The organism is Psychromonas sp. Urea-02u-13 (assembly GCF_002835995.1).
Lineage (GTDB): Bacteria > Pseudomonadota > Gammaproteobacteria > Enterobacterales > Psychromonadaceae > Psychromonas.
This window is the reverse complement of record NZ_PJBZ01000076.1, coordinates 13,497-36,818: the sequence shown is the minus strand read 5'-3', so window position 1 is coordinate 36,818 and position 23,322 is coordinate 13,497. Positions and strand designations below refer to the sequence as shown.

Genomic DNA, 23,322 nt, shown 5'->3' with positions numbered 1-23,322 from the left:
GAAAATACACACGGGATCCGTGATACCTGCATAGAGCAATATAAATTACGAGTTTATAGTTTCCTATTTACGACACAAATAAAAAGCAAACCAATATTTACTTAATGGAACAGCATCACTGCGTATACACAAATTTTCCGTTCCATTTTTCTGCTGAAAAGTATGACTTTAGCAAAGGAAATCATGGATGATTTCATTAGTAGTTGCATGCACATGGATGTGCATTCAACTACGCTGCGTTAATAAGTTATACGTTATACGTTTTAGTAGAATATAAAATGGTTCGGAACGGCACTCACTTGCTACTTCAGACTGCGAAACTGCATTTCGGTTCTTCATTCGCTAAAGGCACTACTGAGTGAAAACTATGAGTGTTCCCAATTACGCCCACAGGGACTTTTCATTTAATTAATGGAATAGTATCAATGCGTATACACAAAGTTTCCGTTCCATTTTTCTGCTGGAAAGAATAACTTTAGCAAAGGAAATCATGGATGATTTCCTTAGTGCCTGCATGCACAGGGATGTGCATTCAGGCGCGGTGCGTTAAGAAGTTATGCTTTTTAGCAGAATAAAAAATGGTTCGGAACGGCACTCTTTTGCTTACTTTTCTCTTGCTGTTGAGAGAAAAGTAAAGTCGCCAACAAGGCGAAACCACTGTAACTTAGGTTTAGTTGAGGACTGGATGAGCTTGACGAACCACAATGCAAAATGAAAGACCTGCCCCCATTCGCGCGAAACTAACTTCGCGAATTATTACCTTACTGAGTAGCTTCAGACTTTTCTTTTTCTACAGCCGCTTTGAATGTCTCGCCAAGGTTACTAGGTAATGGTTTACTAAACACATCAGGACAAAGAGAGTCATATACCTTTGTTAAGCTCCACTCAGGTATTTGTGAAACATCATCACCTAACCCAAACTTAAAAGCCCCAACAGCATAGTATGAACCTGAGTAACACGGCCAGCTGTTAACACTCTGCATTAGAGTCGCTAAATTATCATCTTTACGAGCATCAGCTAATGCATAGTGAGCTGCTACTTTGTTTCGCCAAACTAGAACTTCCTCAGGAACTAACTTCTCTTGTACCTGCTTACAATGTGATTTAACCACTTTGTAATCATCCATTAGCGCTTTATAGCTTTGACCGCTATCCATTAGCTCTTTTAAACCTATAAGGAGCCCTAAATTACACATGTAGATGCTGAACGTATCAAATGATGTTGTACCATGTGAGGTCGCAAAAAAATCACTCATGTCTACTCCATGTGCTCCGAAAGGTCGGATCTTAAGTCCTTCCTTACCTTGTAAAAACTCAGCATAGCGACTGTGAGCATCATTATAACTAACCTGATTGCCTAGCATAATGTACTTAATATTCTCAAAGTGACGAACCTTCAGAGCTTCACCATGCAAGAAGTTTTTCACCTGTTCAATTTGAACGACCAGTGAACCGCCCTCTTCGCCATCTATATCTTTACGTATTTCAATCATTCTTTATTCCTTGCATATATAACCACGACCTCTCTAATAAAGGAGGTTAATATGTTATCCAGTAAATTTTTACGTCATTAATTTAATCGAGCAGGTTCTTACGTGTGCTTTCTCTATTTAGTGAAAAGTTACAATAAGGTATTACTGAAATATTGAGATTTCGTTCTGTAATGTAAGTTGAGTGGGAAGTTCTTTTCAGCTATTTGACAATAAGCAATAGTGTTGAATTGCATTAGGTAAAATAGATTACTCATAGAGTAGGAAGGGGGTGTTGGCAATGACCTACTCTCGCATAAGGAAACCTTACACTACCATCGGCGCAGTTATATTTCACTTCTGAGTTCGAAATGGAATCAGGTGGTTCTATAACGCTATGATTGCCAATCATGTTAAGCGGTTACTTGTATTTGTTATATAATTCGATACATTTTTCAATGATACAAAACAGACACCAAACAACAGTTAGAAAGGCTGCTAGTAATTCCATCTTAAAGTACTCCTTAAAGCGGAGTGAGCACCCTGTCGTTTAGCCATATGCGGAATGCAGATCACGAATCAGGTACAACTTCGTCAAGAATATTGAAGTACTCACTGTTATCGGGGGCACTGGGGTTCAAATCCAGTTCTGCACTCTTTTCTAGACCATAAAATCGCTGTTCTAAGGCGCTAGTTGAGTTAATTCGCTTCGATGCCAGTTCGCATTATTCTTGAATGATTATATAATACAGCATACTCTTAAACATGCAAACTATACTAAGCACTTTAATTGCGCTAGAATTATCTAGTCAAGAATATTGAAGTGCTCTCATGTATAGGCTTCTAACCTATATATCTGCACCATTAAAAGACCGCTTATCATTAAGTGGTCTTTTTTTTATCGCTAACAATAGGAACCATCAAATGGGAAGAGAGATTCCACGTTCTCGTGAAGAACTACAGGAGTTCTTTGATGAATCAGTATATTACTTAAAATCATCAGCTAAAATCTTTGATGAAGAACGCATAATACCTGAAGCAAAACGTCTAGCATCCGCGGCAAGAACTCTTTTACATGATACAGCTAAATCTGACTCTCTCCTCCATCAACTTGACCTCTTGGATTCAAGATTTGTTGACTCAGCTCAACCAGTTATCGAAGGAAATACCAAACCACATGCAGGACTCATCCAAGTTCATATTGGAAGTTCGAAAGTTACAACTTATCCATTGCTTGATTGCGGGCTACAAACCCAAAAAATATCATTTGATAAATGGTGGCACGGTATTGTATTCATCAATGAAAAGAAGCAGGAGTTTAGTCGAAAAGACATTGTTACTTTTCTAGCAAACAAGGAAGTTAATCATGTATCTCCCACTGTAGATCCTAAGTTTGTGGCTTTAAAGTCAGGAACTTCAATGGGCTGGAAGAAAACAGACTCCTCTGGCCATGATCAAACATTCTCTGATCTGATAGCTGTATCGATGAGACAAATAGCCCATGAAATACTTAAAACATTTGACGAAGAATATTCGTGTAAGGTAATAGAACCCGGTGGCGGTATGTGGGTTGTTGGGCTAGGCCCTACAATGGTCATAGGTCAGCCAACTCCCGATACAATGAAGCCAACACATAACCTTCCAAAAAATAGACCTACTGTTTCTGGAGAAAAGGTGGGAAGAAATGAGCAATGCCCTTGTAAGAGTGGTTTGAAATATAAGAGATGCTGCCTCTTAAAATAATGGAGGTCAGTTCTCACCTTTTCCCTTGATTACTTTTTTTATTATTAAGTTCGCTAATACAGTATAAAACTACCCTATCTAACTGTTTTCGTGAAAAAGTAATAAAATAGGACACTCCAATATTTTGGCTAAACTTCACTAAGCAGCGTTCAACACTCAACAAAATCCAAAGCAAAAAAAAAGGCCACTGTTTCCAGTGGCCTTTCTATTTCAAACTGTTAATAACTGATGAAAGGGATTACATCATACCGCCCATTCCACCCATGCCGCCCATATCAGGCATAGCAGCAGGAGAATCAACTGTTGCATCAGTGATCATACATTCAGTTGTGATCATCAGACCAGCAACAGAAGCAGCGAACTGTAATGCGCTACGTGTTACTTTAGTTGGGTCAAGAATACCCATTTCTAACATGTCACCGTATTCGCCAGTTGTTGCGTTGTAACCGTAGTTACCTTCGCCTTTTTGAACGTTGTTAGTAACAACAGATGCTTCTTCACCACAGTTAGCAACGATTTGACGTAGTGGAGATTCCATTGCACGAAGTGCTACACGAATACCTACGTTTTGTTCGTCATTGTCGCCTTTAAGATCTTTAAGTAGACCTGCAACGCGTACTAGTGCAACACCACCACCCGCAACAACGCCTTCTTCAACCGCTGCGCGTGTTGCATGAAGTGCATCATCTACACGGTCTTTTTTCTCTTTCATTTCAACTTCAGTGGCTGCGCCAACTTTAATGACAGCAACACCGCCTGCTAATTTTGCAGAGCGTTCTTGAAGTTTCTCTTTATCGTAATCAGAGCTTGAAGCTTCGATTTGTTGTTTAATTTGGCTTACGCGTGCTTTGATTGTTTCTTCATCACCAATACCATCGATGATCGTTGTTTCATCTTTACTGATAACAACACGTTTAGCTTGACCTAAATCTTCAAGTTGTACTTTTTCAAGGTCTAAACCAATCTCTTCAGAGATAACTGTACCGGCAGTTAGCATAGCAATATCTTGTAACATTGCTTTACGACGGTCACCGAAACCAGGTGCTTTAACAGCAGCAACTTTAACGATACCACGCATGTTGTTTACCACTAATGTAGCAAGCGCTTCGCCTTCAACATCTTCAGCAATAATCAATAATGGTTTAGAGGCTTTAGCAACGGCTTCTAGTGTTGGTAGTAGTTCACGGATGTTGCCGATTTTCTTATCAACTAATAAGATGTATGGGCTTTCAAGCTCAACCGTTCCAGCTTCTTGATTTGTCATGAAGTAAGGAGATAAGTAACCACGGTCAAATTGCATACCTTCAACAACGTCTAACTCATTTTCAAGGCCTTGGCCTTCTTCAACAGTGATAACACCTTCGTTACCTACTTTCTGCATTGCAGAAGCAATGATCTCGCCAATCTCAGTATCTGAGTTTGCAGAGATAGTACCTACTTGTGTGATTGCTTTCGAGTCTGAACAAGGTGTTGAAAGTTTTTTCAACTCTGCAACAGCCGCTTTAACTGTTTTATCGATACCACGTTTAAGATCCATCGGGTTCATGCCAGCAGCAACGGCTTTAAGACCTTCAGTGATGATTGATTGTGCAAGTACTGTTGCTGTTGTTGTTCCGTCACCCGCTGCATCATTGGTTTGAGAAGCAACTTCTTTAACCATTTGTGCGCCCATGTTTTCAAACTTATCATCAAGTTCGATTTCTTTAGCAACGGTTACGCCATCTTTAGTGATGTGCGGTGCGCCAAAGCTTTTATCGATAACAACATTACGGCCTTTAGGACCTAATGTTACTTTAACAGCATCAGCTAATACATTTACGCCAGCTAACATTTTTAGGCGAGAGTCATTACCAAATTTTACTTCTTTTGCAGACATGTTCTTTTCCTTATAAATTTTTATAGTGAGTCACTAAATTTTAACGTGGTTAGGGATCGTTACAAAATAACTTGTGATAAATTGTTTCCAAAAAGCCTTAAGGGATCGTTACAAAATAAGTTGCGATAAATTATTTCCAAAAAGCCTTAAATGACAGGACATTTTAAAAACAAAATCGCAACTAATGTTGAAGCCGATCCTAAATGACTGGCTATTTTAAAAACAAAATCGCAAGTAATATTGAAGCCAATCCTTATTCAACAATTGCCAGAATGTCATTTTCGCTTAAAATCAGTACTTCTTCGCCTTCAATTTTTTCAGTTTTTAGGCCGTAACCTTCACTGAAAATAACAATATCGCCAACTTTTACGTCTAATGGGCGTACTTCGCCATTTTCTAGAATTCGACCATTACCCACGGCAATAACTTCACCACGAGTTGATTTTGCTGCTGCGCTGCCTGTTAATACGATGCCACCAGCAGATTTAGTTTCTTGCTCAGTACGTTTTAAAATAATGCGATCATGTAATGGACGAATAGTCATTGTGATTCCTTAAAAATAATACTTAAAAATAATAGGGAGTAAGTTTATAAATACAGATGGGGGTGTTCTATTGAGAATCAAGTGTAATGGGAGATTTTAGACAAAAAAAATCCGCATTTTTAAATGCGGATTATCAATCTAAATAAGGTTTGATTAAACCGTTAATTTTCGTTGCGACATCTCTGCAACAATCTTATTAATTTCACTGACAACGATAAGAATGCTTTTTTCTGTTTTTTGATGTTGATAAGCAACAACACGCCCTTCAATAACTCTTAAGCGGCCTAAACCTACAATGAAAATGCGGCCATTAAAAAAACCTTTTACAAATTTTGCAATTTGTCGAGGATGATATTTTTTAAAGCTTCTTAGTGTTATTGAACTCTTAATATCCACAATTAATCCTTTTGGGTGACTCAATTTTTTAGTGGCGCTAATGTAACGCCCTTTTGTTACAAAACAATGAATTTAGAGTAAAAACAAAACAAAGCCAGTTATTTAACGTGTTTAATTTATTAAACTGGCCTTTTAACTGACAAAAAAATTACTTTTGTGATTATCCTCAACAAACTCTATTTTCCATCGTCTTTGCGCTCAAATTCACCTTCAATCACATCACTATCAATATTGGGCTTTGAGAACCCGGATTGAGTCTGTGAAAAACCGCCTGACATGGCAGCAGGAGAGAATTTAATATTTGCTAATAATGTTTTAGCAATCGCGCCACGAATAGATGGCTGAAGTAACATCAATCCACAAAAATCGGTTACAAAACCCGGCGTAACAAGCAAGACACCGGTAATAATAAGCATAAGGCCTTCAACTAATTGTTGACCTGGCATTTCACCTTTTGCAATACGTTGCTGATATTGCTGTATCAACTGTAAACCTTGGCTACGCACTAATGCGGATCCAATTAATGCGGTAACAATGACCAATGCCACTGTCGGCAATGCACCTAAGAAACTGCCCACTTTCACCAGTACAAAAATTTCTAATAATGAAACAGCTGTAAATAAAACAAATAATCTTGCAAACATAATAGATCCTAGAATAATGTTATTGTAATTATTATATATGGGCATTTTATGCCATTTCAAGGTGCCTCATCATTTAATTAGTCATTGTGATTCACTAAAAGTTCAACTATTTACTTTCCACAATTTAATAAACACAAAAACAGGCAGTAATAATGCGGCTGACAATAAGAACAGGTCACCCTGTAATGTTTCGTAGCTAACCCCTGCTATATAAGTAAACAGTGCCATCAGCAAGCCTAATGCAATGCCTGAATAGAGACTCTGATAAGTCACTAGCTCCGAAGGTTTTTGCTGGCTAATATAACGAATGGCAGCCAGATGCGTCACTGCAAAAGTGAGTGCATGTAATGTCTGCACAAGCGCCAGTAGGTAAACGTCATCCGTGATAGAAAGTACCCACCAGCGAACGATTCCGCCCACTAAACCGAGCAATAACATCTGCTTGATGCTCCATCGGCCAAATAACTTACTGTTAAAACGTAAAATCAACACTTCTGCAAATACTGAGATTGCCCATAACCAGGCAATCGTACTTCCTGCAATGCCTAAGCTATCCCAATATATCGTACTAAAAGCATAATAAGCGCCATGGCTACCCTGTATAAAACCAACAATCAGTAGAAACAAAATCACTTCTGGTTTTTTAAGTGTTTTTAATAACGATGTTTTTTTACTTTCACCCGTCTCAATATTATCTACTAAATTTGGGCTAAGCCTTGCGAGTGCGAATACCCACAGCACCACACAAGTCAGTACAATCAACGCAAGTATAGCTTGTAAACCATAATCAACAATCAGCCAACCCACCACTGTTGATCCGGCAATAAAGCTGACCGAACCCCATAATCGCACACGACCATAATCAAGCTGAATTTGCTGTACTAAGCGACTACCGACAATATCGCCAAGTGGCATCATAGGGGCCATCATAAAGTTAACGAGTAATGTTAATGAGGCCAGCCACATATAACCTTTAAGGTAAAATAGAGAGGCAAAGCAAAGCAGGGTAATAAATGCCAATATTCGGATAAGTCTCAGTGTTGCGCTGCCACTGGAGACTCTGGGCAAGATGCTCAAACTACTGACAAAGCGTAAGACTAAACCAACCGAAAAAAGCACGCCTACTTGCTCTGTGGTCACCCCTTGACCGGTTAGCCAAATGCCCCAAAAAGGCAGAAAGATCCCCCAGATAAAATAGAAGTTTATAAAATAGGTGGTTAACCACGTTTTGGCAGAAAGAGTAAACAAGTTAATCCCTTAAAAAATAAAGGCTAGTTTTTGCAAACTAGCCTTATGATAAAAATAAAACTTAGAATACAGTCTTACGCATAACTATGATAGAGATCGTAAACAGTTAACCCCGCTTTAAGTTGCGCTAAACTCGCCTCACCAAAATACTCGATGGTGCGTGTTTCTCCCGCTAATAAGGTAAAGCTTGAATCACTAAAACGCCCCTTCCCTTGATATTCTAAATGCATAAAGAATGCAGGATTATCAGTGCTTAGCGTCACTTCAATGACCTCTTTAACTTGCGCTACTTCAATAGTTAATGTCGGCTCTACAAATCGGCATTGTTTTGCTTTAGCACTGAAGTAAGTATTATTAAAATCAGTATCACCATTAGAGAGTTTCACATAAAAGAAACCTTCATCTTCACGGCCTTTAATTTTATCTAAGTCCCACGACCAGACTTCAACATTACCATCGGCTTCAATAGAGGCATTAATAGCCTCTTGATGTAAAGTGTCACCCGCCCATGATTGCCATATTAGCTCACCACTCACTTCATACGCTTGGCGATTATCGTTCACCACTTGTAGGCGTAATGTCTCATCTGACTTTACAAACACGGCTAATAACGGCGCAAAGAATCGCGCGGTTTGATAATGCAATTGCTTCCAACGTCCATCATATTCAATTGATGACCATGAACTCACTGGCCAACAATCATTTAACTGCCAATAGAGAATACCGCGATTAATCGGTTTAATCGCACGCCAGTATTCGCTGGCAGTTTTAATCGCGACCGATTGCTGTACTTGACTCAGGTACAACATTTGCTCGAAGCTTTTTGGAAAACGGTAATAACGGGTAAACATTTCAGTAATAATAGAGTTACCACGGCCATTCTTTTGGTGTCCCTCAAAGGAAGGCGAGGTAATATTCCAATCTTCCTTTGGTGCAAACTGTTTAACGGTTGGCAATGAAGGCCAAGATTGAAAACCAAACTCACTACAAAAACGTGGATTGATGGTTGTATAAGCATCAATCGATTTACCCGAATGCCATACATCCCAGTAATGCATATCACCACGGTTATCGTCATGCCATGCATCGCCAAAATCAAGCTCGCCATTACACGGGGAGCTTGCCCAAAAACGGCGGCTACTATCGGCATTTAATACCGTTTCTTCAAGGGCGCGATTCAAACGGTCATAGTTAACTACATACTTTTCACGATTTTGTTTCGACTCTGGATACCAACCGATTGCACCAATCACTTCATTGTCTCCACACCACAGAGCAATACAACTGTGATTACGTAATCGTTTGATTTGGTAATCGACTTCTTCAACAACATTTTTAACAAAGTCAGGGGTTGATGGATAAAGCGCACAGGAGAACATTAAGTCCTGCCAAACTAACAATCCTAATTCATCACATAATTCATAAAAAATATCGTGTTCATAGATACCGCCACCCCATACACGAATCATATTCATATTAGCCGCGTGCGCATCGGTTAATAGCTTGCGATAGCGTTGATCGCTGTTTAACCCAGGCATCGCATCCAGTGGGATCCAGTTAGCGCCTTTCGCTGTGATTGGAAACCCATTCACTTCAAACATCATGCTTGAACCAACCGCGTCTTCTTCTGTGATTAAACGCAATTCGCGCAGGCCGATCTTTTTGTTAATTGTTTGATTGTCTAGCGAGACACTTAAATCATATAAATGTGCATCACCGTAACCTGCTGGCCACCAGCGTTTGGCGTCTTCAATCACAAAGGAAAACACCTGACTATTATTCAGCAGATCTAATTCACAGACAACTTCTTGGTCAGCAAAATTCACCGTCACTTGGTCACTCTGTGTATTCAGTTTTTTATACTCAACCGAGACACTTAATTCACAGGTATTCCCCTGCCAAACTTGATCTGTTTGCACTGCGACTAAACGTGTTTTTTCAATCGGGGTTAGCGTGATATCACCATAAACGCCAGCCACTAAAAGACAAATCCCCCAATCCCAACCTGCATGGCATTGTGCTTTGCGCAATGTGTTCATATGTGGCACTTTGTTATTACCCACCGCCCATGGAATAGGGAATGGCAGTTTTTCAGCTTCCGCTTTGGCGGCAAGATCGGCGCGTTTTAATAGGATTTCAATGCGATTTGAGCCAACATTTATAAAGGGTAATATATTCAGCTTTAATGCTACAAACATATTACGACTCGTGGCAATGACGTGATTGTTTATTTTTATTTCTGCAATCGTATCTAAATACTCGATAGACAGATCTAAGCTTGCTACGTCACATTGTGCCTGGCTTAACTCAAAGTTACGGTGTAATAACCATTCACTTTCGCCAACCCATTGCACCTGTTTTTCATTGGTCGCCCAATAAGGAGATTCCATTTTCCCAGCATCAATTAGCGCACTATGAATATCGCCCGGTAAGGTGATAGCAAGATTATTAATCTCTTTCTTAGAGACTTCATCAGTATTAATACAGTCAACAGACCATTGACCGTTAAGGGAAATGTGCATCATTCACTCCAAATGAACTTATACCAGTTCCATTAATTTAATGGTCTAATATTGCGCAGGAAAAATAAGCGAGTTCAAGGCGAAAGTTGCTGTGCTAACGAGCGATTAACTGCGTTAATCCTCTACCGCACATTAAATGAAACTAACCATTTAATGATTAATGGTTGTTCCCTTTACAAAACTTACAACGCGGAAATCACTTCTTTTAACCAGCAAGATTGATCCGTTACTTAGTGGAATTGGTATTAAATAGTTGGTTATTTTTTGTATGGGTATTTTATAACTAGCGAAGGCGAAATGGCGAGTAGTTCATGGGATAAACGGGGAACTTGCTAGGATGCAACAAACCGATGAGATTCTGTTTATACCAAGTGCCTTAAATATGTGATCTTGTATCGCGTAGGAAAAATGAGTGCTAGCAAGGTATGAGTTGCTGGAAGTAGTTATTCTCCTTTCCAAATTCATAACGTAGATAGCGCTCGTTTTAACAAGCAAGACGGATCACAAATTAAATGCGCTTGGTACTAATTAAACTCTAAATTTCGCACTTGTACACGTGTTGTTATCGCATGTGTATAAGCACTGTCGGAAACAAGTTCTCCTGCCAATTCTATTTTCACGCTACGTATCGTGGCAGATGCACTAGAAGTGATGCTTTCAGTAAAAGCGAGATCGGTAATGCTAATAAATTGGTCATCTGACACATCAGTCCAACCTGTTGTTACCGCGCACACGGTATTGGCCACTTGACCCACACCCGTTTTGAATTTGATGGTGCTGTCTTTAAAGCTAAAAGCCATTTGATTACTGCTTTCCAATGTTACTGAACTGTTATGGTTATAATAATAAACAATGCAATCTCCGCCACTATTAATATCAATGCCTTTATCACCCGTTGCGCCAACAAGATAATTTTCGCCACCGTAACCCGCGCGACGAATATCCGTTTCCATTATGGCAATAATAGATTGTAAATCAGTACGTAAGCGCGAGTATTTTAAACTTTTGGCGCCCGTAGAAACACCAGTGACATATAAACCAATGATCATCGCAAGCAATACTGAGCCGAGCAGCAAAGCAATAAGCAATTCAACTAATGAAAATCCATGTTGGCGGTCTTTGGCGTGTATGTTTAACATTGTTTATATCCCAGTTGTTCGCTCTCTGGCGTGCATATTCTTAGTCGCATGACAGACTGAATCACTTTTAATTTATAGCCGTTGTTATCACTTAAAGTAATGCTACCCGCATTCACTGAGAATCGCATCGGGTTATAGGATGCTTGTAACCCGGTAAAAGTAATGTCACTCGGCGAGGTAAATACCAAGTTTCCATCACTTAATATCACATTATGTTGGGCCCCGTTTAAAACACAGCTATTTTCAACAAAACAGTCACAGCTAGTATCTTCACTCATGGCCATTCTCCATTTTTGAGTCGAACCTTGCTGGCAAAAATGTACATACACTTTTTTGTTGTACTTTATAGACTGTGATTTAGCGAACCCTAAAAACTGAAAAAGTCGCTCACCACTTGCAACCAATGCTTGTTTTGAAAAAAGTTGGTTATAAGCAGGACTGGCAATAGAGATTAAAATCATCAACACTGACATAGCAATCAGTAGTTCAATAAGTGTAAACCCTTTTTGCTTTTTCATTACACCGCCTTTAGTGCTTGTTCAATAGCACGGTAGCGTTTTGTAGCAAGCTCATCCAATTGGTTTGCTTCAATAACAATAATACAATGTTTTGCTAAGCGTTTTTTCCTTGTAAAAGGTTCGTTTGCAGGCCAACCTTTTAATAGCGACTGCCCTAAGTTGAGAGCTAACTGTACATTATTAGGCATAATGTCATGCGCTTCCATAAAGACGCTACTTGAAGCAGGGTAAAGGCCACTTTTAAACAGTTTGATGCCCTGATCATTCAAGGCAAGCAGTTTAGACACTTTATCTTTATTATCTTTTTGCACAGTTTTTAACAGTAATAAATCACTCATAGCCTCAATACTATTGTCATCTTCAGGCATTTCTAGCAAGGCAATAATTTCATCATATTTCTCATAATCGCCTAACTCAAACCAAGCTTTCGCTAGTGCTATCCCACTGTCTCGACCACAATGGAGTACCACTTCTGTATTACAGTCATGTAACGATTCGGCTGCACTTTTAAGTGATTTTTTCATTATCATTATGCGCGAAAAGACTATTTTTTCTAGTTCGTGAAAACTGTCTTTATCAAATCGTTGCGAGGCACTTTTTAAAACAGCCTGCGATTGTGAAAATGCTTTTGCCTGCTGTAATTCATTACTGCAATTTGCTTTGTCTAAAAGGCAGTGAATGTAATTGAAATGATGGCTAATATGCTCATGGACAGAAAAACGCGTATTGTCTAATACGGTTTTAAAGCAGCGTTGTGCAATTTCCCAATCACCTTCAAGCAAAGAAAGGTTCGCTAATGCACGTTGCCTAGGAATATTTTTAGGGGAAAGCTTAACCGACTCAACAAGCACTTCTTTTGCTTGCGAGTAACACTCACGCTTGGCATAAATACTTGATAACCAGTTCAATGCTTCAATACGTGTTTCCGGCAGTTCACAGAGCTCATTTAATATTTTTGCAGATTTACTATAGTCTTGTAAGTGGTAATAAGAGATTGCTTTACCCAGCTTTGCCCATGAAAAATCTCTAAATTCTAAAACAGAGTCATAGAGATCAAAGGCGGATTGAGGTTGTTTTAAATTAAGTAATACCTCCCCTTTTAAACGCATAATCAGCGAACTATATTTCGGGTTTCCCTGAGAGGCTTTACCACACTCATAAAGTGCTTTTTTATAATTTTTAATCGCCAAGCAATCATAAACACGGCCAAGCACTTTACGCTTTTCAAGCGCACGTACTAAACGCGCCTCTAATATTTTGTAAGAGAAGGGTTTTAACAGGTAATCATCGGGCTGTAACTCCACTAAACCATGTACCACTTGCAATGCCGTTTCAGCACTAATCAAGATAAATACAGTGCTCGGTTTCATCAAGTCTCTTAACTTCAACTCTTCAAAAAGCTGATAACCATCTTTGCCTTTACCGAGGTTAAAATCACAGAGTATAAAATCAAATTCAGTCACTTGGCAGAGCTCTAAGGCACGCTCACCATTACTAGCAATCGCGATACTTTTACAACCTAACATCTGCAACATACCTTTAACGGCACTGCGAATCGTATCAATATCATCAACCACTAAAACGGATTGGCTAGAAAAAAAGTTACTCGGTAACGCCATAAGATAAACGCCTAAAATTTGAAGAGTTAAAAGTATAGCTTAGTTGAATGAGCCTGTTTTGCGAACCAAACCAGAGATTGAAAAAGCTTTATTTTTAAAGGTTTAAAGTAATGTTTAATAAAACTGCAATATACCCCAAGTATGGTTGAACTACCGAGAGAAAGCTTAAATTAAATTTAGTGAGGATATAAATATGCAAATGCACGATATTGAAACACAGATGATGACTGACGATTCGCTCTTTTTCAGCCCTAAGAAAAAACCAATTCGTGCGCAAAAATGGCGAGAGATAGAAGATATTAAAGCACAGCAGCGTTTAACGAGGGAGTTACGCGAAATAGACCAAAGCTTTGTTTTTTCACTTTCCGATTTGATTTGATTTTTTTAGCTCGCCTAAAACTAAAAAACGCATCAATTGATGCGTCTTTTAGTTTAGCGTTTATCTAATTTAAACGTAAGTGGCTAAACCTGAAATAAAGACTCAATTGAAAGACCTTGTTGAGAAAGTACATCACGTAAGCATTTTAATGCCTCAACCTGAATTTGGCGTACACGTTCACGTGTTAAACCAATCTCTTTACCTACATTTTCTAGTGTAGCGGCTTCGTAACCTAGTAGCCCAAATCGTCGCGCTAATACTTCACGCTGTTTAGGGTTTAAATCTTCTAACCAGTCAACAATACGTAACTTCATATCGTTATCTTGTAACTCATGTTCCGGTGTCGCTTCTTTGCGATCAGGAATAATATCAAGTAACTCTTTATCTGAGTTATTGCCGATCGGTGTATCAACAGAGCTAATGCGCTCGTTAAGTTTAAGAATTTTAGAGACTTCTTTTGCCGGTACATCAAGTTCTTTTGCAATGTCTTCTGCTGTTGGCTCATGCGTCAACTTGTGAGCAAGTTCTCGGGCAGTCCTAAGGTAGACATTCAATTTTTTAACAATGTGAATAGGCAATCGAATCGTACGTGTTTGATTCATTATTGCGCGTTCAATCGTTTGACGAATCCACCATGTTGCATAGGTGGAAAAACGAAAACCTTTCTCAGGGTCAAATTTTTCAACCGCACGAATCAAGCCAAGATTACCTTCTTCAACTAAGTCTAATAGTGATAAACCTCGGTTATTATAACGACGAGAAATTTTAACCACTAAACGTAAGTTACTTTCTATCATGCGTTTACGGGCAACGTCATCACCACGTAATGAGCGCCTTGCGTAATAAACCTCTTCAGGAGCGGTTAATAGCGGAGAAAAACCTATCTCTCCAAGGTAAAGCTGAGTGGCATCCATTACTTTACTGTCCGCAGCACTTACCTTCACCGTCGCCGCTTCTTTGGGGCTTTTTGTAGTCACCTTCGCTTTCTTCACTTTACTTTTTCCGGCTTCCACCATCTTTAACGCTCCCTTTACTACACCGATGCTTTTATTTTTTTTTGCTTTAATTGTTGCGACTTCATGAACCATAATTTGCTCCCTAAAGATAAACATCTTTTATGACACTGTAATGAACGACATTACCTTTTAGGCAAATAACGCAATGGATCTACCGATTTACCTCGATAACGGATCTCAAAGTGAAGATTGACATGATCGCTGCCACTATCCCCCATTACTGCTATTTTTTGGCCCACTTTAATCTGTTCATTTTCACGTACTAATAGTGTCTCATTATGCGCATATGCACTCAGGTAATCGTAATTATGTTTAATAATAATCAAATTACCATATCCTCGTAATCCGCTACCGGCATATACCACCTTCCCAGAAGAGGCTGCCTGTACGGAAGTTCCTCGCTTATTAACAATGCTAATGCCCTGCATGCCTGATTGCGATGCCGAAAATCGCGTGCTTAACTTGCCTTTTACAGGCCAAGACCAATCACTTACTTTTTTATTGCTTATTATTTCACTTTTCTTTGCGATTGTTTTTCCATCAACCTTATTAGCAGAGTATGCTTTTGTTTTTTTCTGAGCAAGCTCCTTTGTCTTGTTTTTATTACAGTTTTGAGCTGTGCAAGCAGAGTTGCTATTTTTGTTTACATTTTGGGAAGATAGATCACTTTTATTATTTATTGTTTTCGTATAACGGGGCTTTTCATCCGTTAAACGTAATACTTGCCCTTTTTTAATAATGTAGGGTGATTTAAGCTTATTACGTTGCACTAGCGTATTAATATCGACGCCAGCTCTCCAAGATATGGAATATAACGTATCCCCCTTTTTTACAGTGTAATTTTTTTGATTAATAATGTTTTTTGAGGCACGGCGCTTAGAATTAGAAGCAACATCTGTTCCAGATCGGTTATTCGCACTTAATGTGAGATCAGAAACGGGGGCTCGCCCGCTCGGAGAGGAGCAAGCAACTAGACTAAACAAACAGATAATTAATAAAGGGAGCCTTATCGACATTAGCAATTTAGCGTCACAGGAAATACTACAGAAAGAGCCATAATTACCGATTGTAGGCCATTAAAGTACAGACTTAGTTTTGTTTTCATTTTATCTCCAGTAACCATTCGCCTAGTACATTCACATTACCTAGTGGGTCTTTTATCAGGGTTATTTATCAGGGTTATTTTAATAATTATTTCGCGCAATACTTTATTTAAAGCAGTTAACACGATAAGCAGTTACGACTCAGACTAAGCCATTTATGTCCAGTTCAAAGCGGGAAAGCGTCATTTAGTGGTTTAAATACGCGTTTCCCAACACAGTTATCGACAGATAACTGACGCTTTACTTGAACAACTTAAAGGGCAACGACCTGAGTCGTTAATAAGCTTATTGTATTAGCTCTCTCAACACGCTGGTTGCATAACAACCAGAAGGTAGATAAAAATCGATGCACACACTTTGTTCATCAAGCCAAGTCGCCGATAACTTTTCTGGCACAAGTATCAACGGTCGACGCTCTTGGCGTAAACCATTGTTAGCAAGCCCTGCCTGTAAAGCTTGGTAAGCTTCTAATGTCTTAATTTCGTATGCCTTAGCATCTGACTCACTGGTCAACTCCCCAGCTCCCCATAAAGGCGCTGTTAAGCAAACTTCACGTGATTGTAAACGCTGTAAACTTTCTTCACCAAGATCAGGAAGCGGAAAAAACGAACGATTACCAACAAATTGTACGCAGTCACCTAACATTGGCTGTTTATAAAGTGCATCTGCAATTCTTGCAGAAATCACTTGGTTAAACAGATAGCTTCGGGCCGCACTCAAGTACATGCCGCGTTTGAATCTATCTTTAATTTTTCGCCCTTCGAACATTGCCAGTGCGGAGCCCACATTATGTCCATCAAAACCAAATCGTTGTTCGCCAAAGTAGTTAGGCACGCCTTGTGCGGCTTTCTCTAATGCCAGTTCAACGTCTGCTTTATCGCTAATATCACGTAGTGTAATTGAAAAGTAATTACCCGCTAACGCGCCGGTTTTAATTTTTTTATGATGGCGAATCACTTTATGTATAGTGACTCCTGGCGATTCAAAAAGACTAAAGTCCGGCGTGATTTTTCCTGGAATATGTAACGAGAACCACTGCCACGTATCACCTTGTCTATCTTTAAGGCCCGCATAACTGACATTACGAGCGGGAATAGCCGCAAACTTTGCTAATTGTTTTGCTAAGTACTGCGTATTTTCACCTATTTTTTGTATCCATAAACAAACATGTTCTCCTTCACCCGTTAATTCAAAACCAAGGTCTTCTTTAACGATAAAGTCTTCACAACGCTGTTTATAAACACCGGTACTTTTAGGTTTTCCAGAGAGAAAGTTAAAATCTAAGCTAAACGTTTGTTTGGCTTCTTGATTTTCATTACTACTTTGCTCTAATTTTTCTTGCTCGTTGCTCATGCAATACTCTTTTTTAATAACAAAACAACCGCGTGTGTTGCGATTCCTTCACAGCGACCGATACTGCCAAGTTTTTCTGTGGTGGTCGCTTTTACGTTTACATTACCCACGTCCGTTTTTAAAAGTGATGCAATCTCAGTACGCATCGCTTGGATGTGAGGCGCCATTTTAGGCTCTTCAGCAACAATCGTTAAATCAACATTGCCAATATGATAACCCTTAGTCACCGCGTGATGAAAAACCTCTTTTAAGAGCGCTTTGCTATCAACACCTGCATATTTTTCATCATTATCAGGAAAGTGGTGACCAATATCGCCTAACGCAAGGGCGCCAAGAATCGCATCACATAATGCATGTAATGTGACATCACCATCGGAGTGTGCGATCAAGCCTTGTAGATAAGGGATTTTAATCCCGCCAATAATGATCGGGCCTTGCCCGCCAAATTTATGTACATCAAAACCATGGCCAATACGAATCATCTCTATTCTCCTTGAGCGAGGTAAAAAGCAGCGAGCTTTAAATCCTCTTCACGTGTTACTTTCAAATTATCAGAACGCCCTTCTACAATCGAAACAGGCAAGCCTGACATCTCTAGCGCCGAAGCTTCATCGGTGATTTTTTCTGCTTGTGAACTTTCATTAATCGCGTTAATAAGTTGTTTATTAATAAACATTTGTGGGGTCAATGCATGCCAAAGATTATCCCGCTCTACGGTTTTAGTAATGGCATTATTAGTATCACTACGCTTCATGGTATCGCGAACTTGACTGGCTAAAATCGCACCTTGCTGCTTAATTTCAACTTCATTGATCAATTTATTAATATCGCTAAGCCTAATACAGGGCCTAGCGGCATCATGTACCAGTACATAATCGTCATCGTTAATCATATTCAGGGCGGCTAATACCGAATCAACTCGCTCTGTTCCACCCACCACCGTTTCTATTTTGGGATGTTTTGCCACAGGAAGTTCGCTAAACCATTGGTCATTTTCAGCCAATGAAACAATGACCCGCGTGATAGCGGGATGAGCCAGAAAAGGAGCTAAACTGTGCTCAATAATTGTTTTATTAAGCAAAGGTAAATATTGCTTGGGAATCGTTGCACCAACACGTTTTCCGATGCCAGCAGCGGGAATCACTGCAGATAAATTTCTGTTCACCATTATGCTTTTCACTTTATTAAGGCCCGATTACTCTTTAGGCACGATGCGGAAAAAAGTTTCTCCTTCTTTCACTAAACCAAGCTCATTACGCGCACGCTCTTCAACGGCTTCTGAGCCTCGTTTAAGGTCATCAATTTCAGAGAACATCATATTGTTACGCAATATTAACGTGTTATTACTTGCTTGCGCGAGGGTAACCATTTCTTGTAGCTGGTTATGGTCTTGCACGCCATTTTTACCCCACCACAAATGATATTGCTCTAATGCCAATACAAACAGTAAAGAAAAAAAGAACAGACGCATGGTATTACCTTTTTGAATTCAACACTTATAATCCCATATTACCTAGAAAAGCATAAAAAGATCAAAGGATTATAGATAATTAGAGTTTTTTCCAAAACATTATCTTTTCTTCTAACTCTGGGAAACTAGGGTGAATCAATAACTTATAAAGCATTATCAAGGCAACAATTATTTTAATAACAACCATCTGCTCAATACCTAAAAGATAATAAGCGTAACTACCTAAAAACGCAGAGCACAGCATGATAACTTGAAACAAGCGGATCTGTTTTACACTGAGTGCAGTTAATATTAATACAAAATCAAACCATGTGAGCAACAAACCTAATGAAGGGTTCGCCAGGTAATCATTAACAGCAAAATAAACAAAATAAAGTAATCCCGCGATCATCAGTCCCATGAACAGATTTATTATTTTTTTAGAGGCGTCTGTGAAATCACAAAGATAACGATAAAGCGTCACACTGCCCACAACAAGGTTGAGTAATACTTTAGGCAAAACGCCTATCATAAACCCCCACACCACATCATTTACGACGGATAAAAAAGAGGCTAAACGCATATTTTTCATGCCGTTAAACAGCAGTAAAAATATATAAAACACAACACTTGTCCAACCTAATACTTCTATGATTATTTGCATCATTTATCCACATAAATAAAAAGCGCTATGATACTACAATCAACTCTAAAGTATTAATATAAAGTATGCTGTTAATGCCCCCTGCCAGCTTCATTGAAAGGTAAAAAATAATAACCGTGAAGACGGTCTCTTTCTGACGCTAAACGCCGTTATAATATTTCCAATAAACTCAAAATAAAAACAGTCTTTCATTGAGATAAATAATACAAGACAACCACGAAACCAATGCGTTAACCCCAAAGACCTTCAGCCTTCTTATCTGTGTGGTTAATTGCTTTTAAGCTTATTTAAGCAACACTCAATCAAATTATAGACACAAAAAAGGGCCACCATTATGGTCGCCCTTGAAGTTCTCGCCTCTATTTTATCAAGGCATTATTTAACGGGGTTGTTTTTCACCCCTTTGTTCATCGCTTTTGTCAGTTCATTATTATTATCATGAGTGAGCTCCCAAGCAAAAACACCGGCGAAACCTTGCGCTAACACCCAGTTACCTTTTGCTTCCACTGAGCGAGCATTATCATAGGAGATAAAGCCTTTTTCAGACTCATTCCACGCAAAAGCGGCCTCATGCTTTGCATCATAAAACTCAACCCAGCCTGACTCTTTATCATTAACCATCGCTTGAATTTCATGATAAGAAAGGTCGGCTTTGATACCAGCGGCTGCATTTGCGTAGGTATCATCTTCATTTTTTGCATAGGGGCGACCTTCAGGATAGTTTTCTAATCCCGTCCAACCACGACCATAAAATGCTGCGCCTAATACTAATTTTTCAGCCGGTAAGCCCGCTTTCAACATACCCGCAATATAGCCATCTGAGCCAGACCACCACTTAAGATCGCCACTGCCTTTAAGATTTGATAAATGACCGATGTCGTTAGTGCTCCAGCCACCAAAGAAATCGTAAGTCATGGCAAACCAATTATCAATATACTGACTGGCTTCTGGATAATTGATGTTGGCCACTTTAGTAGCAGGTACACCAGCGGCAGCACTTAATTCATAATAACGGCCATTTTTTTCACCTAATGCGTCCAGCCCTTCACGTAGCTCTTTTAACATCACAGTAAACATCTCTGTTTCATGTTTCATTGCATCGACGCTTAGCTTTGTTTTAGGATCCCACGAAGCGGTGGTTAATCCGCCACCTCCTGGGTATTCCCAATCTAAATCAATGCCATCAAATATTTCAGCGTCATCAACTAACTTCAGTGCAGAGGTAACAAATTGTTGGCGTCCCGCATCGGTTTTAATCATTTCATGAAAAGGTTGTGACATTGTCCAACCACCAAAGGATGGCAGAACTACTAAATGTGGATTAGCCGCTTTTAATACTTTGAATTGCTCGAAATGACCTTCATATTCACTTCCATCAGCGAGTGTTAAACCATAAGCCGCTTTTTGATCGGCAACAATCGCTGTGAACGCGGGTTTGTCTTGGCAGGTTTCTTCAATTTGCTTAAGCAATGCTTCGCCCGTATCCGCAGGATGTGTTCCGCACATGGTTAAAAATGCGTAAATGACATGTGTTAAATCACCGGCAGGGATTTGTGCAGGTGTGTATATATTCTCACCATGGATACGCCAGTCCGGAAAATAAGCCCCGACTACCTTTCCCGATGACTGCTCAAAACTGCTTGTACTTTTTACCTCTTCATTAGCACCAGAACACGCGCCTAACGCGAGAGTAAGTGCAACCAGAGAGCTAAGTTTAGTGATTTTGTTATTTAAAAATTCCATATTTTATGGGGCAATATATAAAACAAACAACAAAAAAAACTATCTAACATCTCAGTTGCAATGTCAGAGCAAAAAAAAACGCTCAAAGAGCGTTTTTAGTTAATGAACAATCTGAAATTGAAGGATTATTCCCATTCAATCGTAGCAGGCGGCTTACCAGAAACATCGTAAACCACACGAGAAATACCATCGATTTCATTGATAATTCGATTTGATACATGACCAATTAAGTCATACGGTAAATGTGACCAACGCGCCGTCATAAAGTCGATAGTTTCAACACAACGTAATGAAACAACCCAATCATATTTACGACAGTCGCCCATAACACCAACAGAACGTACCGGTAGGAATACAACAAAGGCTTGGCTTACTTTATGGTAAAGCTCAGCTTTGTGTAACTCTTCAATGAAGATAGCATCAGCACGACGTAATAGGTCACAGTACTCTTTCTTCACTTCACCTAAAACACGTACACCTAAACCAGGTCCTGGGAACGGGTGACGGTAAAGCATGTCGTATGGTAAACCTAGCTCTAAACCAATTTTACGCACTTCATCTTTAAACAATTCACGTAATGGCTCAACAAGACCCATTTCCATGTCGTCTGGTAATCCACCGACATTGTGGTGAGATTTGATAACGTGTGCTTTACCATTTTTAGTCGCTGCAGATTCGATAACATCTGGGTAAATCGTACCCTGTGCTAACCATTTAGCATTGTTTAGTTTCTTAGATTCTTCATCAAAGATTTCAACAAATACACGGCCAATGATTTTACGTTTTTTCTCTGGATCACTTTCACCCGCCATCTCATCTAAGAAGCGGTTTTCAGCGTCAACACGAATAATGTTTAATCCAAAACGATCACCAAACATATCCATTACTTGCTGACCTTCGTTTAAACGAAGTAAACCATTATCAACAAATACACAGGTCAATTTCTCGCCAATAGCGCGTTGTAATAACATCGCTACAACCGATGAATCAACACCACCAGAAAGACCTAAGATAACTTCATCATCGCCGATCTGTTCTTTCATTGATGCAATTGCATCATCAATAATTGATGCAGAAGTCCACAGACCATCACAACCACAAATATCTTTAACAAAGTGAGAAAGCATGCGCTCACCTTGACGAGTATGTGTTACTTCTGGGTGGAACTGTACGCCGTAGAAACGTTTTTCTTCGTTTGCCATGGCAGCAAATTCACAAGTCGCTGTGTTAGCAACCGTTACAAAACCTTCAGGAATTGCAGATACTTTATCACCGTGACTCATCCAAACGTCTAATAGTGCTTTACCGTTATCAGATACAGCATCTTCGATAGACTTGAATAATTCAGACGGGTTTTGCATCTCAATTTGTGCGTAACCAAATTCGCCTTCGCCTTCACCCTTGATAACTTTGCCACCAAGTTGTTCAGACATTGTTTGCATGCCATAACAGATACCCAAAACAGGCACGCCTGCATTAAATACATAGTCAGGAGCACGCGGAGAACCTTCAGCTGTTACGCTTTCAGGGCCACCCGCTAAAACGATACCGTCTGGATTAAACTCTTTAATATCTTCTTCAGAAACATCCCAAGTCCAAAGCTCACAGTAAACACCAATTTCACGGATACGACGCGCGATAAGTTGAGTGTATTGAGAACCGAAGTCTAAGATTAATATGCGTTGTTCATGGATATTCGTAGTCATTTTTCTTCCTTAAATAAATAAGACGTTTATAGAAACGTCTTATTGTAAATTCTGTCATTACCGTTAATAGAACGGCATATCCAAATTAAATTGGACAGGTAACGGCTTAGGGCTAAGCCATTTATGCTTAATTCAAGGCGGGAAAGCGCAGTTTAGTGGTTTAAATGAGCATTTCCCAACGCCGAAGTAA

Annotated in this window: 21 protein-coding genes and 1 rRNA gene; 2 read left to right on the top strand and 20 right to left on the bottom strand. The window is 39.4% G+C overall.

Annotated elements, in window-relative coordinates; genetic code table 11:
- Positions 1–761: 761 nt before the first annotated feature.
- Positions 762–1,493 carry a hypothetical protein gene (locus CXF74_RS15240; RefSeq protein ID WP_101083390.1) on the bottom strand — a complete coding sequence of 244 codons (732 nt, stop codon included), beginning with the start codon at positions 1,491–1,493 and terminating at the stop codon, positions 762–764.
- Between the two features lie 269 nt (positions 1,494–1,762).
- Positions 1,763–1,878 (bottom strand): 5S ribosomal RNA (gene rrf / locus CXF74_RS15235).
- Between the two features lie 515 nt (positions 1,879–2,393).
- Between rrf and CXF74_RS15230 the strand changes: the two genes are divergently transcribed.
- The gene (locus CXF74_RS15230) at positions 2,394–3,212 is read left to right on the top strand and encodes an SEC-C metal-binding domain-containing protein (RefSeq protein ID WP_198552873.1); all 819 of its coding nucleotides are present in this window, start codon (positions 2,394–2,396) and stop codon (positions 3,210–3,212) included.
- 238 nt (positions 3,213–3,450) lie between these two features.
- On the opposite strand, the gene groL is transcribed toward CXF74_RS15230, so the two are convergent.
- The 9 genes from groL to CXF74_RS22915 all read right to left on the bottom strand — a co-directional run bounded on the left by groL (position 3,451) and on the right by CXF74_RS22915 (position 13,718).
- A complete protein-coding gene (groL, locus tag CXF74_RS15225) occupies positions 3,451–5,088 on the bottom strand; it encodes a chaperonin GroEL (RefSeq protein WP_101083388.1) in 1,638 nt (545 codons plus the stop codon).
- 253 nt (positions 5,089–5,341) lie between these two features.
- Positions 5,342–5,632: a co-chaperone GroES gene (locus tag CXF74_RS15220; protein WP_101083387.1), complete on the bottom strand. Its 291-nt coding sequence runs from the start codon at positions 5,630–5,632 to the stop codon at positions 5,342–5,344.
- 153 nt (positions 5,633–5,785) lie between these two features.
- Positions 5,786–6,028, bottom strand: a complete 243-nt coding sequence (locus CXF74_RS15215) for a DUF1107 family protein (RefSeq protein ID WP_101083386.1) — start codon at positions 6,026–6,028, stop codon at positions 5,786–5,788.
- Between the two features lie 176 nt (positions 6,029–6,204).
- The gene (locus CXF74_RS15210; protein ID WP_101083385.1) at positions 6,205–6,672 is read right to left on the bottom strand and encodes an FxsA family protein; all 468 of its coding nucleotides are present in this window, start codon (positions 6,670–6,672) and stop codon (positions 6,205–6,207) included.
- 102 nt (positions 6,673–6,774) lie between these two features.
- Positions 6,775–7,920 carry a 3-phenylpropionate MFS transporter gene (locus CXF74_RS15205; protein WP_101083384.1) on the bottom strand — a complete coding sequence of 382 codons (1,146 nt, stop codon included), beginning with the start codon at positions 7,918–7,920 and terminating at the stop codon, positions 6,775–6,777.
- A gap of 74 nt (positions 7,921–7,994) precedes the next feature.
- On the bottom strand, positions 7,995–10,445 hold the full coding sequence (locus CXF74_RS15200; RefSeq protein ID WP_232772546.1) for a beta-mannosidase: 2,451 nt from the start codon (positions 10,443–10,445) through the stop codon (positions 7,995–7,997).
- A 521-nt stretch (positions 10,446–10,966) separates the two neighbouring features.
- Entirely contained in the window at positions 10,967–11,581 is a 615-nt protein-coding gene (locus CXF74_RS15195) for a prepilin-type N-terminal cleavage/methylation domain-containing protein (RefSeq protein ID WP_101083382.1), read from the bottom strand.
- Positions 11,575–12,099, bottom strand: a complete 525-nt coding sequence (locus CXF74_RS15190) for a GspH/FimT family pseudopilin (protein ID WP_101083381.1) — start codon at positions 12,097–12,099, stop codon at positions 11,575–11,577. Before CXF74_RS15190 ends, CXF74_RS15195 begins: the two co-directional genes overlap by 7 nt.
- Positions 12,099–13,718 (bottom strand): tetratricopeptide repeat-containing response regulator, encoded by a 1,620-nt coding sequence (locus tag CXF74_RS22915; RefSeq protein ID WP_101083380.1) that lies wholly within the window; start codon positions 13,716–13,718, stop codon positions 12,099–12,101. The genes CXF74_RS15190 and CXF74_RS22915 overlap by 1 nt, the downstream gene beginning before the upstream one ends.
- A 193-nt stretch (positions 13,719–13,911) precedes the next feature.
- Here CXF74_RS22915 and CXF74_RS15180 point away from each other — a divergent pair, with 193 nt between their 5' ends.
- Positions 13,912–14,097 carry a DUF3545 family protein gene (locus tag CXF74_RS15180; RefSeq protein WP_101083379.1) on the top strand — a complete coding sequence of 62 codons (186 nt, stop codon included), beginning with the start codon at positions 13,912–13,914 and terminating at the stop codon, positions 14,095–14,097.
- Between the two features lie 83 nt (positions 14,098–14,180).
- Here the strand turns inward: CXF74_RS15180 and rpoS are convergent, their stop codons facing one another.
- The 9 genes from rpoS to guaA all read right to left on the bottom strand — a co-directional run bounded on the left by rpoS (position 14,181) and on the right by guaA (position 23,132).
- Positions 14,181–15,113 carry an RNA polymerase sigma factor RpoS gene (gene rpoS, locus CXF74_RS15175; RefSeq protein WP_101083391.1) on the bottom strand — a complete coding sequence of 311 codons (933 nt, stop codon included), beginning with the start codon at positions 15,111–15,113 and terminating at the stop codon, positions 14,181–14,183.
- Positions 15,114–15,235: 122 nt separating this feature from the next.
- Entirely contained in the window at positions 15,236–16,129 is an 894-nt protein-coding gene (locus CXF74_RS15170; protein ID WP_101083378.1) for a peptidoglycan DD-metalloendopeptidase family protein, read from the bottom strand.
- A gap of 372 nt (positions 16,130–16,501) precedes the next feature.
- On the bottom strand, positions 16,502–17,569 hold the full coding sequence (gene truD, locus CXF74_RS15165; protein ID WP_101083377.1) for a tRNA pseudouridine(13) synthase TruD: 1,068 nt from the start codon (positions 17,567–17,569) through the stop codon (positions 16,502–16,504).
- A complete protein-coding gene (ispF, locus tag CXF74_RS15160; RefSeq protein WP_101083376.1) occupies positions 17,566–18,051 on the bottom strand; it encodes a 2-C-methyl-D-erythritol 2,4-cyclodiphosphate synthase in 486 nt (161 codons plus the stop codon). Before ispF ends, truD begins: the two co-directional genes overlap by 4 nt.
- A gap of 2 nt (positions 18,052–18,053) precedes the next feature.
- Positions 18,054–18,737: a 2-C-methyl-D-erythritol 4-phosphate cytidylyltransferase gene (gene ispD / locus CXF74_RS15155; protein WP_101083375.1), complete on the bottom strand. Its 684-nt coding sequence runs from the start codon at positions 18,735–18,737 to the stop codon at positions 18,054–18,056.
- Positions 18,738–18,764: 27 nt separating this feature from the next.
- A complete protein-coding gene (gene ftsB / locus CXF74_RS15150; protein WP_101083374.1) occupies positions 18,765–19,040 on the bottom strand; it encodes a cell division protein FtsB in 276 nt (91 codons plus the stop codon).
- Positions 19,041–19,119: 79 nt separating this feature from the next.
- Positions 19,120–19,686 (bottom strand): phosphopyruvate hydratase, encoded by a 567-nt coding sequence (locus CXF74_RS15145; protein ID WP_232772544.1) that lies wholly within the window; start codon positions 19,684–19,686, stop codon positions 19,120–19,122.
- Between the two features lie 372 nt (positions 19,687–20,058).
- A complete protein-coding gene (locus tag CXF74_RS15140; protein WP_101083372.1) occupies positions 20,059–21,426 on the bottom strand; it encodes a glycoside hydrolase family 18 protein in 1,368 nt (455 codons plus the stop codon).
- Between the two features lie 125 nt (positions 21,427–21,551).
- Entirely contained in the window at positions 21,552–23,132 is a 1,581-nt protein-coding gene (gene guaA, locus CXF74_RS15135; protein ID WP_101083371.1) for a glutamine-hydrolyzing GMP synthase, read from the bottom strand.
- Between the last annotated feature and the right edge of the window lie 190 nt (positions 23,133–23,322).

Excerpts from the sequence above, each read along its gene's own strand:
- CXF74_RS15240 (WP_101083390.1), bottom strand. The coding sequence starts at position 1,493 with ATGATTGAAATACGTAAAGATATAGATGGCGAAGAGGGCGGTTCACTG.
- CXF74_RS15230 (WP_198552873.1), top strand. The coding sequence starts at position 2,394 with ATGGGAAGAGAGATTCCACGTTCTCGTGAAGAACTACAGGAGTTCTTT.
- groL (WP_101083388.1), bottom strand. The coding sequence starts at position 5,088 with ATGTCTGCAAAAGAAGTAAAATTTGGTAATGACTCTCGCCTAAAAATG.
- CXF74_RS15220 (WP_101083387.1), bottom strand. The coding sequence starts at position 5,632 with ATGACTATTCGTCCATTACATGATCGCATTATTTTAAAACGTACTGAG.
- CXF74_RS15210 (WP_101083385.1), bottom strand. The coding sequence starts at position 6,672 with ATGTTTGCAAGATTATTTGTTTTATTTACAGCTGTTTCATTATTAGAA.
- CXF74_RS15200 (WP_232772546.1), bottom strand. The coding sequence starts at position 10,445 with ATGATGCACATTTCCCTTAACGGTCAATGGTCTGTTGACTGTATTAAT.
- CXF74_RS15195 (WP_101083382.1), bottom strand. The coding sequence starts at position 11,581 with ATGTTAAACATACACGCCAAAGACCGCCAACATGGATTTTCATTAGTT.
- CXF74_RS15190 (WP_101083381.1), bottom strand. The coding sequence starts at position 12,099 with ATGAAAAAGCAAAAAGGGTTTACACTTATTGAACTACTGATTGCTATG.
- CXF74_RS22915 (WP_101083380.1), bottom strand. The coding sequence starts at position 13,718 with ATGGCGTTACCGAGTAACTTTTTTTCTAGCCAATCCGTTTTAGTGGTT.
- CXF74_RS15180 (WP_101083379.1), top strand. The coding sequence starts at position 13,912 with ATGCAAATGCACGATATTGAAACACAGATGATGACTGACGATTCGCTC.
- rpoS (WP_101083391.1), bottom strand. The coding sequence starts at position 15,113 with ATGGTGGAAGCCGGAAAAAGTAAAGTGAAGAAAGCGAAGGTGACTACA.
- CXF74_RS15170 (WP_101083378.1), bottom strand. The coding sequence starts at position 16,129 with ATGTCGATAAGGCTCCCTTTATTAATTATCTGTTTGTTTAGTCTAGTT.
- truD (WP_101083377.1), bottom strand. The coding sequence starts at position 17,569 with ATGAGCAACGAGCAAGAAAAATTAGAGCAAAGTAGTAATGAAAATCAA.
- ispF (WP_101083376.1), bottom strand. The coding sequence starts at position 18,051 with ATGATTCGTATTGGCCATGGTTTTGATGTACATAAATTTGGCGGGCAA.
- ispD (WP_101083375.1), bottom strand. The coding sequence starts at position 18,737 with ATGGTGAACAGAAATTTATCTGCAGTGATTCCCGCTGCTGGCATCGGA.
- ftsB (WP_101083374.1), bottom strand. The coding sequence starts at position 19,040 with ATGCGTCTGTTCTTTTTTTCTTTACTGTTTGTATTGGCATTAGAGCAA.
- CXF74_RS15145 (WP_232772544.1), bottom strand. The coding sequence starts at position 19,686 with ATGATGCAAATAATCATAGAAGTATTAGGTTGGACAAGTGTTGTGTTT.
- CXF74_RS15140 (WP_101083372.1), bottom strand. The coding sequence starts at position 21,426 with ATGGAATTTTTAAATAACAAAATCACTAAACTTAGCTCTCTGGTTGCA.
- guaA (WP_101083371.1), bottom strand. The coding sequence starts at position 23,132 with ATGACTACGAATATCCATGAACAACGCATATTAATCTTAGACTTCGGT.